General features: G+C 61.6%; 8 protein-coding genes. 7 read left to right on the top strand and 1 reads right to left on the bottom strand.

The annotated features are described in order from the left end of the window. Window positions 1-31: 31 nt before the first annotated feature. Window positions 32-262, bottom strand: coding sequence for an MbtH family protein (locus tag ACZ50Z_RS06120; RefSeq protein WP_003877688.1), 231 nt, complete (start codon window positions 260-262; stop codon window positions 32-34). Between the two features lie 870 nt (window positions 263-1,132). Between ACZ50Z_RS06120 and ACZ50Z_RS06115 the strand changes: the two genes are divergently transcribed. The 7 genes from ACZ50Z_RS06115 (at window position 1,133) to ACZ50Z_RS06085 (ending at window position 11,111) form a co-directional block, all read left to right on the top strand. Continuing rightward, window positions 1,133-1,552, top strand: a complete 420-nt coding sequence (locus ACZ50Z_RS06115; protein WP_464486113.1) for an MmpS family transport accessory protein — start codon at window positions 1,133-1,135, stop codon at window positions 1,550-1,552. After that, window positions 1,549-4,443: an MMPL/RND family transporter gene (locus ACZ50Z_RS06110; RefSeq protein ID WP_464482731.1), complete on the top strand. Its 2,895-nt coding sequence runs from the start codon at window positions 1,549-1,551 to the stop codon at window positions 4,441-4,443. Before ACZ50Z_RS06115 ends, ACZ50Z_RS06110 begins: the two co-directional genes overlap by 4 nt. Window positions 4,444-4,531: 88 nt before the next feature. Further along, complete coding sequence (locus ACZ50Z_RS06105) at window positions 4,532-7,447, top strand: MMPL/RND family transporter (protein WP_464482730.1); 2,916 nt, start codon at window positions 4,532-4,534, stop codon at window positions 7,445-7,447. Between the two features lie 223 nt (window positions 7,448-7,670). Next, window positions 7,671-8,618, top strand: a complete 948-nt coding sequence (locus ACZ50Z_RS06100) for an ATP-binding cassette domain-containing protein (protein ID WP_464482729.1) — start codon at window positions 7,671-7,673, stop codon at window positions 8,616-8,618. Further along, on the top strand, window positions 8,615-9,355 hold the full coding sequence (locus tag ACZ50Z_RS06095; RefSeq protein ID WP_464482728.1) for an ABC transporter permease: 741 nt from the start codon (window positions 8,615-8,617) through the stop codon (window positions 9,353-9,355). Before ACZ50Z_RS06100 ends, ACZ50Z_RS06095 begins: the two co-directional genes overlap by 4 nt. A 2-nt stretch (window positions 9,356-9,357) precedes the next feature. Next, window positions 9,358-10,146, top strand: coding sequence for an ABC transporter permease (locus ACZ50Z_RS06090; RefSeq protein WP_464482727.1), 789 nt, complete (start codon window positions 9,358-9,360; stop codon window positions 10,144-10,146). Further along, complete coding sequence (locus ACZ50Z_RS06085) at window positions 10,143-11,111, top strand: glycosyltransferase (RefSeq protein WP_464482726.1); 969 nt, start codon at window positions 10,143-10,145, stop codon at window positions 11,109-11,111. The genes ACZ50Z_RS06090 and ACZ50Z_RS06085 overlap by 4 nt, the downstream gene beginning before the upstream one ends. Window positions 11,112-11,114 lie beyond the last annotated feature (3 nt).

The following is an 11,114-nucleotide window of genomic DNA, read 5'->3' as shown; positions in this document are numbered from 1 at the left end:
TCTCCACCCACCCGCCCCGTACCCCGGCTGGTTACTGGTCAAAACCCCGACCCGTTGCGAGCTTGTCCCGCAGGCTCTTCGGCCTGATGTCGGGCCAATGTTGCTCGATGTACTCCAAACACGCAGCTCGGTCGGCTTCCCCGTGAACCACTCGCCAGCCCGCTGGAACATCGGCGAAGGCCGGCCACAAGCTGTGTTGCTCCTCGTCATTCACCAAGACGAAAAAGCTGCCGTTGTCGTCGTCGAATGGATTGATGCTCACAATTCTCCAGGTAAATAGTGGACATGAGTGGAACAGGTCCAAACCATAGTTGAGCTGCTGGGCGCTCGCCCGTGGTTTGGGGAAAGTTCCTGGTGTGACCTAGAAGGCTCTTGGCGCCATCGAAAGATTGGTGTGCGGAGGGGCCCCGATGCCCCTGAATTCGCTGCAGTGACCTGCATCAATGGCGTTGGGTGCGGAATGTCGCTATTGGGGCAGGCACGTCCTTCAGGCCGATGAAGTTATTGTGCTTGTCGACACACAGCCTAGCCGAACCAGTGGGGGGGCGAAAATCACCCGGAGGCGGGTCCAGGGCGGCTCCCGACGGGACACGTTGAACCATCCGGGCCAGTGACACGTGACGACCGCTGTGCTTAGGTGGTTGGGCGGCGTTGGCGACGAGTCACCGGGCCAGACAGGTCAGCTGAACGCCGTTTACGCAGGTGGTATCCATTACGATCCCGTATCGCGTTGCCAAAGCACTGATACGGAAGCGACGCGCGTGGTTTACTCATCAAGACCTGGTCGCGTTCCCCGGGGGCGGGGCTCGCATGAGGTGACGGAGACACGACTGGTCGGCGACGTACACCGCATTCGAGGCGCCGCAGTCTGGCGTGTTGCTACCGGTCTGTAGTTGCATGTTCGGGTGGCGAAGCCCGCTCGGACATGAAGACGGCTGAAGGGGGTGCAGTGGTCGAATCCGATGTGCGGGCCCGGCCCGACAACACCATTGCGGAAGGACGAGAAATTAGCCAACCGTCTGGCCGGCGACGCGGTTTCTTGGGCTTTGCTCGCCGATCTTCGCCTGAATCCACGCAGCAAACTGGCCGCCGAACGAATCCGCCCCAAAAGGGAGCCGCGGTTTTCGGTTTTCTGAAGCGGGTCTGGATCCCGTTGGTGATCGTGGCCGTGGTCATTGCCGGGGGCATGACCGTTTCGCGGTTGCACGGCGTTTTCGGTTCCGAGCACCGCCCCTCCTACGCCGACACCAGGCAACAGGACACCAAACCGTTCAACCCCAAGCACGTGAAATACGAAGTGTTCGGGCCGGCCGGAACGATGGCCGACATCAGCTACTTCGACGCCAACGGCGAGCCGAACCACATCAATGGCATCGTGCTGCCGTGGTCGTTCGACATCTCGACGACGTTGCCGTCAATCGTGGGAAATGTAGTGGCGCAGGGCAATAGCGACACTCTTGGTTGCCGCATCGTGGTAGACGGCGTTGTCAAATCCGAGAGGATCTCGCACCAATTGAACGCATTCACCTACTGCGTGTTGACGGCCACATGAGCACCGAGCAATTGGAGACGCAGCAACCCGCCCCGCGATCACGGGTGGCGCGGCTGATCCACCGGTTATCGGTGCCCATTATCTTGGGCTGGCTCGGCATTGCGGTCCTCATCAGCGTCGCCGTCCCGTCGCTGGAAAAGGTTTCGGCTGAGCATGCGGTATCGCTGAGCCCGCTGGGGGCGCCGTCGTTCAAGGCAATGGAGCGCCTCGGCGAGGACTTCAAGGAAACCAACACCGGCGCTTTGGCCATGGTCCTGCTGGAGGGCCAGCAGCAACTGGGCGACGACGCGCACACGTATTACACGCGTTTGGTTCGGCTTTTGGAGGCCGACCACACGCACGTGCAGCACGTCCAGGATTTCTGGGGCGATCCACTGACCCGAGGCGCCGCGCAAAGCCAGGACGGCAAGGCCGCCTACGTTCAGGTGAACCTGAACGGAAACGCGGGCGCGGCGGCGGGCGACGAATCCGTGGCCGCAATCAGAAAGATCGTGCAGGAGGCTTCTCCCCCGCCCGGGCTGAAGGTCTATGTGACCGGTCCCGCGGCCATCATCGCCGACATGAACATCGCCGGCGCGAAGACCGTCATGCTGGTTACGCTTGCCAGCCTTTGCGTGATCTTCCTGACGTTGCTCTTTGTTTACCGGTCGATTGTCACCGTCATTCTTTTGCTACTCATCGTCGGCCTGGAATTGCAGATCGCGCGCGGAATGGTCGCGCTGCTCGGCCATCTCGGGCTGGTCGGCCTTACCACTTTTGCCGTCAACCTTCTGGTCGCGGCTGTCATCGCAACGGGAACCGACTACGGCATTTTCTTTGTCGGCCGATATCAAGAGGCTCGGCAGGCCGGCGAAAGCCGGGAAGAGGCGTTCTACACCACGTTTGCCGGCGTCGCCAAGGTCGTGCTCGCGTCCGGTTTGACGATCGCCGGCGCGGTGCTCTGCCTCAGCTTCACCCGACTTCCCTATTTCCAGCCGCTCGGTATCCCCTGTGCGGTCGGCATCTCGGTCGCGGTGCTGGTCGCGCTGACGCTGGGACCGGCGCTGCTGGCCGCCGGCGCGCGGTTCGGCTTGTTCGAGCCGCGGCGCGCGGTCTCGGCCCGCCGGTGGCGGCGGATCGGTACGGCCATCGTCCGGTGGCCGGCGCCTATTCTCGTCGCGTCATTGGCCGTGGCACTGATCGGCCTGTTGGCCCTGCCGAATTACCATCCCAGCTACGACGACCAGAAATTCATTCCGCAGAGCATCCCCGCCAATGTCGGATATGCCGCAGCGGCGCGCCACTTTCCCGGTCAGCGGATGCAGATGCCCGAGATTCTCTTGGTCGAGACCGATCATGATTTGCGCAATCCGACCGACATGTTGGTGATCAATAAACTCGCCAAGGCGGTGCTTGGGGTGCCGGGAATTGCCACGGTGCAAACCGTCACGCGCCCCGAAGGCACTCCTCTGCAGCACACCACGATCCCGTGGATCATCAGCATGAGTCAGGCCAGCCAGATGCAGAACATGGCCTTTCAAAAAGACCGCATGAACGACATGCTCGTCCAAGCTGAAGAGCTCGGAAAAATGATCGGCATCATGCAGCACATGCTGGGCTTGATGAAAGAGCTCGTCGCCACCACGCATCACATGGTCCAGACGACACACGAAATGCAGGACATCACGTCGGACTTGCGCGACAGCATCTCGAATTTCGAGGACTTCTTCCGGCCCCTACGCAGCTACTTCTATTGGGAAAAGCACTGCTACGACATTCCGATCTGTTTCTCGCTGCGATCCATTTTCGACACACTCGACGGCGTGGACTTGATCAGCGACAAGCTGCAAGAGATGGTGAAGAACCTCGATCAACTCGATGTGATCCTGCCGCAGCTGGTCATGCAGATCCCGCCCATGATCGAAACCATGTCGGGTATGCGCACCATGATGCTGACGATGCACAGCACCATGTCCGGCGTCATGGGCCAGATGGATTCGAGCTCCAAGGATCCGAGCATCATGGGGCAGGCTTTTGATGCGTCTAAAAACGACGATTCGTTCTACCTTCCGCCGGGGATCATCAACGGCTCCGAGTCCTTCAAACGGGTCGAAAAGGTGTTCATGTCGCCGGACGGGAAGGACTTCCGTCTGCTCATCTCACAACGGGGGGACCCAGCGACGCCCGAGGGCCTTTCGCGGGTGGAACAGATCAAGACGGCGGCCGAAGAATCGCTCAAGGGGACTCCCCTCGAAAACGCGAAGATCTACCTGACCGGCACGGCGGCGATCACCAAAGACTTGGTGGACGGATCCAAATTCGACCTCTTGATTGCCGGCGTCTCGGCGCTCTGCCTCATTTTCATCATCATGCTGATCATGACGCGAAGTTTCATTGCCGCCATGGTGATCGTCGGTACGGTGTTGCTGTCGCTCGGCGCGTCCTTCGGGCTGTCGGTATTGGTCTGGCAGTACCTCCTCGGCATGCAACTGCACTGGACGGTGCTCTCTACTTCGGTGATCGTGCTGTTGGCGGTCGGCTCCGACTACAACCTGCTATTGGTCTCCCGCATGAAGGAGGAATTAAGCGCCGGCATCCACACGGGCATCATTCGCGCCATGGGCGGCACCGGGAAGGTCGTGACGAACGCCGGCCTGGTATTCGCATTCACCATGGCCTCGATGGTGGTCAGCGATCTGCGCAGCATCGGCCAGGTGGGCACGACGATCGGCCTGGGCCTGCTGTTCGACACGTTGATCGTGCGGGCGTTCATGACGCCGGCCGTCGCCGCGCTCCTCGGGCGTTGGTTCTGGTGGCCACAGCTGGTGCGCCCCCGCCCAGCCAGCACAATGCTGCGGTCCGCGGGGCCTCGTCCGTTGGTGCGTTCGTTGCTGCTGAAGCAGTCGCAGTAAGTGGCGGCTTCCACTTCAGGATGGGAACAGCAACCGTGAGAAGCGTTGTGACACAGGGCCATAGCTTCGCCGGACTGCCGGGGGCCGCATGACGACTCAACCCACTCGGCCTCCCCGCGTCGCCCGGAACATCCGTCGCTTTTCGGCGCTCATCATCATCGGGTGGGTCGCGCTGACCCTGCTGGTGACCTTCGGCGTCCCGCGGCTCGAGATTGTGGGTCAACAGCACTCGGTGCCGCTGGCGCCTCAGGACGCCCCGGCGGTCCAGGCCATGCAGCGCATGGGCAGGGACTTCAAGGAGTCCGATTCGGACAGCTTCGCGATGCTCGTGATCGAGGGTCAGCAGCAGCTGGGCGACCCGGCACACGCCTACTACGACAAATTGGTTCGTGAGCTCAAAGCGGACACCAAGCACATCGAGCACGTGCAGGATTTGTGGGGGGACCGCCTCACCGCGGCGGGCGCCCAGAGCCCTGACGGCAAGGCCGTCTATGTCCAGCTGAATCTGGCGGGTAATCAGGGCACGACCCTGGGCCAGGAATCAGTGGCGGCGATCCGCGACATTATCGCCAAGACGCCACCGCCTCCCGGAATTCAGGCCTACGTCACCGGTCCGGCGGCGCTCTTTTCCGACATGCAGCTCGCGGGTGACCGATCCATTCTGAAGATGACGATGATCGGCGCCCTGATCATTTTCATCGTGTTGCTTCTCGTGTACCGCTCGGTCATCACCGTCATCCTTTTGTTGGTCACGGTGGGAATCGAAGTCTTTGCCGCACGCGGTGTCATCGCCTTTATCGCCGATCACAATCTCATCGCCCTATCGACGTTTGCCGTCAACCTGCTGGTGGCTCTGGCCATGGCCGCCGGGACCGACTACGCGATCTTCTTTTTCGGCCGCTATCAAGAGGCACGCCAGGCCGGCGAGGACCGGGAAACCGCGTTCTTCACCACCTACCGCAGCGTCTCCCCCGTTGTCCTGGGTTCCGGCCTGACGATCGCCGGGGCCATGCTGTGCCTGAGCTTCACCCGCATGCCCATCTTCCAAACCATGGGCCTGCCTTGCTCCTTGGGCATGCTGATTTCGGTCCTGATCGCTCTGACCCTGGTTCCCGCCGTTCTCACCGTCGGCGGCGGTGTCGGATTGTTCGACCCGAAACGCACGATCGGGTTCGGCCGCTGGCGCCGGATCGGCACGGCAATCGTCCGCTGGCCCGCGCCCATCCTGTGCGCGACGATCGCGATCGCCATCGTCGGCCTGGCCACCTTGCCCGGCTATAAAACGAGCTACAACAACCGGCTGTATATGCCCAACAGCGTTCCCGCCAACGTCGGGTACGCGGCCGCCGACCGTCATTTCAATCAATCGCGCATGATGCCCGAAATCGTGATGATCGAGGCCGATCACGACATGCGGAATTCGGCGGACTTCTTGGTGCTGCACAGGCTTGCCAAGGCAATCTTCGGGGTGCACGGGATTTCGCGTGTGCAGGGCATCACGCGGCCGGAGGGAACGCCGATCCAGCACACCTCGATCCCGTTCCTGCTCAGCATGCAACAGGCGATGATGAGTCAGGACATCAAATACATGCAACTGCGCATGGACGACATGCTCGTCCAGGCGGACATGATGGCCAAGCAAATCGAAATCATGAAGCGCATCTATTCATTGCAGAAGCGCATGACCGATATTACGCACGATACGATCATGAAGACCAAAGAAATGGCCGAAGTCGTTCATGACATACGCGACCATATATCTGACTTCGAAGATTTCTACCGACCCCTGCGCAGCTACTTCTATTGGGAAAAACACTGCTACGACATCCCCGTATGCTTTGCGCTCAGAAGCATATTCGACACGCTCGACGGCATCGACACGCTCAGCGACAAACTGGTGGATCTCCTCAAAGATCTCGACAATATGGACAAGCTGATGCCGCAGCTGCTCGAGCAGTACCCGCCGATGATCGCGATGTCGGAGGACATGCGGAACATGATGCTGACGAACCACAGCACCATGTCCGGGATCATCGGCCAGATGGACAGCAACAACAAGGACGCCGTTGCCATGGGAGAGGCGTTCGACGCCTCCAAAAACGATGACTCGTTCTATCTGCCACCCGACATCTTCGAGAATGCGGACTTCAAGAAAGCGATGAGCCAATTCCTGTCGCCGGACGGAAAGGCCGCCCGTTTCATCATTTCGCACCGCGGTGACCCGGCGACGTCGGAAAGCGTGTCCCGCATCGACAAGATCAGGCAGGCGGCCGAAGAAGCGCTCAAGAACACGCCGCTGGAAAGCGCCAAGATCAACATCGCGGGTACCGCGTCGACTTTCAAGGACTTCCGGGACGGCTCGACCTACGACCTCTTGATCGCCGGCGTCGGTGCGCTGTGTCTGATCTTCATCATCATGCTCATCATCACGCGAAGTTTCATCGCCGCCCTGGTCATCGTGGGAACGGTGACCCTTTCACTGGGCGCCTCGTTCGGGTTGTCGGTGCTGATCTGGCAGTACATCTTCGGCATCGAGCTGTACTGGATGGTGCTGCCCATGTCGGTCATCGTCCTGTTGGCGGTCGGGTCGGACTACAACCTGCTGCTGGTGTCCCGCATGAAAGAGGAAATAGCCGCCGGCATCAATACCGGCATCATTCGCGCGATGGGCGGCACCGGGAAAGTCGTGACGAACGCGGGCCTGGTGTTCGCATTCACCATGGCATCGATGGTGGTCAGTGATTTGCGCATCATCGGTCAGGTCGGAACCACAATCGGGCTGGGGCTGATGTTCGACACGTTGATCGTGCGATCCTTCATGACGCCCACCATTGCGGCGCTGCTCGGGCGTTGGTTCTGGTGGCCGCTGCTGGTTCGCCCGCGGCCGGCCAGCCTGCTGCTTCGCTCGGTGGGCACACGCCCGGCGGTGCGCACCCTGCTGCGCGAGGACGACGACGCGGACGCCCCGACCGCCGAGATCCCGATCCCCAGGTCAACCGTCTAGGTGGTTTTCGCGTTTCTCATTGTCCGGGCGACCCGGCACTCAACGCCCTTCGCGAAGAATGTGGTGAGAAAGGTTGGATGCCAATGATTTTGCCCCGCAGTTTCGGAACTCCCCCGCTGCGAATGGATTTGAATCACGACCGAGTGAACGCCTGCTCCATCCGCCATATCGCCATCCACCTATACCGTCACCACGCCGGTACGCGCCGTGAAATACTCGTACCGTGAGTTCACTGGCGATCGAGGTTGTCGGCCTCACAAAGACATTCGGGCGCAACACGCTCGCGCTCAATGGCGTGGACTTCTCGGTTCCGGCCGGGACGGTGTGTGGGCTGCTCGGCCACAATGGCGCCGGTAAGACCACCACGATCAACATTTTGTCCACGTTGATTCGCCCCAGCTCGGGGCGCGCCAGCGTGGCCGGGCATGACATCGCCCGCCAACCCGCCGAGGTACGGGCCAGCATCGGAATGGCCGGGCAGTTCACCGGCATGGACCCCATGTTGACGGGCCGGGAGAACCTGGTGCTGTTCGGCAGGTTGCGCGGGTTGAACCGGCGGCAGGCGAAGGCTCGCGCCGACGAACTCCTCGAGCAGTTCGACCTCGCCGCCGCCGCCGACCGGCGACTATCGACGTACTCCGGAGGCATGTTTCGCCGCGTCGACCTGGCCAGCGCCCTGGTGGTGCTGCCCAAGGTGTTGTTCCTCGACGAGCCGACCACGGGGCTGGACCCCCGCAGCCGGCGCGACGTGTGGGCCTTGGTGAGTTCGCTGACCGTGGAGGGCATCACCGTACTGTTGACCACGCAGTACCTGGAAGAGGCCGACGTGCTGAGCGACTCGATCGTCGTCATCGACCACGGGCAGGTGATCGCCAGCGGCACCGCCGAGGAGCTCAAGCGCGCAGTGGGTTCCAGCTACTGCCAGGTCACCCCGGCCAATCCCGCCGACCTGCCGCAGGTCGCAGGCGCGCTGACCGGACTTGACGGGGTCGATATCGACGCCGACACGAGTTCGGTGTCGGTGTTCGCTCCGAACGGCGTGGCGACGCTGGTCGAGGTATTTCGCCGGGTCGACGCGCTCGGGCTCGAACTCGCCGACATCTCGCTACGCAAGCCCTCGCTCGACGAAGCGTTCCTGCACCTGACCGAGCGGACCGTCGCCCGGCCATGAGCGCCCTTGCCGCCCTCACCGAACGCTCGCTGATGTCGGCGGCACGCGACGGCGAGATGATCTTCGAAATCATCTCCCCCGCAGCGTATTTAGCGGGGTTCAGTGTGGCGCTGCACGGCCTGATCGACACGGGGCCCGTCAGTTACACACAGTATTTCCTGCCCGCGGTGGTCGCTCAATCGATGATTTTCGTCGGGCTGCTCACCGCCGACCGCGCGGCGCGCGACCACCTGTTTGGATTCGGTGAGCGGATGCAGACCCTGCCCGTCCCTGCGGTGGCGACCGTAACAGCCCGCACGGTGGCCACCTTGATGCGCGGCGTCCTCTCCCTGCTGGTCGCGTTGATCGCCGGCTACGCCTTCGGTTTTCGGATAACCGGCGGATTGGGTTACGCGGCGGCTTTCCTGCTCATCTCCATGCTGCTGTGCCTGGCCATAACTCTGGGCGCTGACGCACTGGGATCGAGCGCGAAGAGTGTCCAGGGGGCCAGCCACTTCTTGTTTGTCCCCCAACTGCTGCTGTTCATGCTGTCCACCGGAATCGCGCCCGAAAAGACCTTTCCCGAGTGGCTGCGTCCATACGTTCGCAACCAACCGATTTCACAATTCGCCGAAACCCTCCGCGGACTCTCCACCGGGCATGTATTGCTCAGCAACCTGGCGGCCACCCTGGCCTGGTGTCTGGGCATGGTACTGGTCTTCGGCGCGATCACGTTGCGCATGCAGAGGCGCGGCTAGTGATGCATCGCCTCGCGCCGCACGGTTCCCTGCTGATCCAAAGTTGGGTGCAGGCAGGGCGACTCCTACTCCGGTGGCGGCGTGACCAAGCGGTGCTCATGGGGTCGCTGCTGCTACCTGTCTTCCTCCTCTTCATCTATAAAATTGTGCTCGGAGAACAGGTGCACAAGATCACCGGTGTCGACAGCGTTTACGGTGTGGTGCCGATGTGTGCGGTGATATCCGCGCTCTTTGGATCCCTCGGCAATTCGGTCGGCATCACCATGGACCGCGAGTCACGTTTGCTGAGCCGGATGTGGATCCTGCCCATACACCGGGCGAGCGCGATCACTGGGTGGGTGATCGCCGAGGTCGTCCGCGCATTCATCGGCACCGTCTTGATCACCGTGCTCGGGGTGGCAATGGGGTTGCGTTTCACCCAGGGCTGGCCTGCGGCCCTACTTTTCCTTCTGATCCCGTCGATTGTGGTGACCGGGTTCACCGCTCTCGTGATGGCGATGGCTATCCGCAACAACGGTCGCACCGCGATGACTTGGCTTTTGGGTGTCACGTTCGCATTAGCATTCGTCAATCCCGGCGCCACCCCCATCAAGCTGTTCCCGGATTGGGCTCAGGCATTGATCCGTTTACAGCCGCTATCTCCGCCCATCGAGACCATGCGGTCCCTCTCCCATGGCGGTCCAATTGCTGTGCCCTTCGTGACAACTTTGATTTGGGCGGTCGTGCTGCTCGTCGTGTTCCTTCCAATTGCGGTGCGCGGATACCGGCTGTCCGCGGAGTCCAGCGCGTGACCGGCCCGGCCACTCCGCTGATCTCGGTGTGCGTGCCGATGTACAACAACAGCGCGACCATCGAACGCTGCCTACGCAGCATCCTCGATCAGGATGATGTCGAGTTCGAGATCGTCATTGTCGATGACCAATCGACCGACGACGGCGCCGAAAAAGCCACGAAATTGCTCCGTACCGGAGACCGCTTGATACGCAATGACTCTCGCCTGGGCCTGAACGGAAACCACAACCGGTGTTTGGAGCTGGCGCGCGGCGACTACATCCAATTCCTGCACGGCGACGACTGGTTGCTCCCAGGAGCCCTGCAGACCCTCGCCGGGCGATTCGCCGATCCTGGCGTCGGATTGTCTTTTGCGCCGCGACGGGTGCAGACCGACGACCTCCCGTGGAGCGAGCGAAGGCGAGCACCGGCCAAGCTACATGTCTACTTTGTGAAGCTTCGCGAACACAACCGCGGGGCGTCGTTGGTCCTGCAGATCGTGGCCCTGTGGGGCGCGAGCGCCAACTTGATCGGCGAACCGAGCTGCGTGATGTTCCGGCGCCGACTGGCACTGGACGCGGGAGGATTGCGGGATGACGTCTATCAGACCGTCGACTTGGATTTCTGGTTGCGCCTCATGCTGCGATCAGCGGTTTGCTTTGTGCCACAGGAGCTCTCGGTGCGGCATCACACTGCCAGCACCGAGTCGGCGAACATCACCAAGGCCCATCGACACTGGCTTGACCAGCTACGCATTCTGACGTGGATGATCGTGGATCCCGCATCCACCAGCATTATTCGGGCCGCTGCAATACCCTGGTGGTTCCTCGTATGGCTGGGACTGCTCTTCAAAGTGGCGGTATTTGGACCTCGGCGATCTTCGCGGCTGAAGGCGTTATTTGCAGCTCCTGTCAGGGAATTCGCACGGGCGGGGGCGTTTCGCGATCGATTACCACATGTTCCGCCGAGGCCGAGTGGTGCCTAGAAG

This window comes from Mycobacterium sp. NTMscope_MAC_269 (assembly GCF_976985695.1).
The sequence above is the reverse complement of the archived record's forward strand: the minus strand, read 5'-3'. Positions and strand labels throughout refer to the sequence as shown.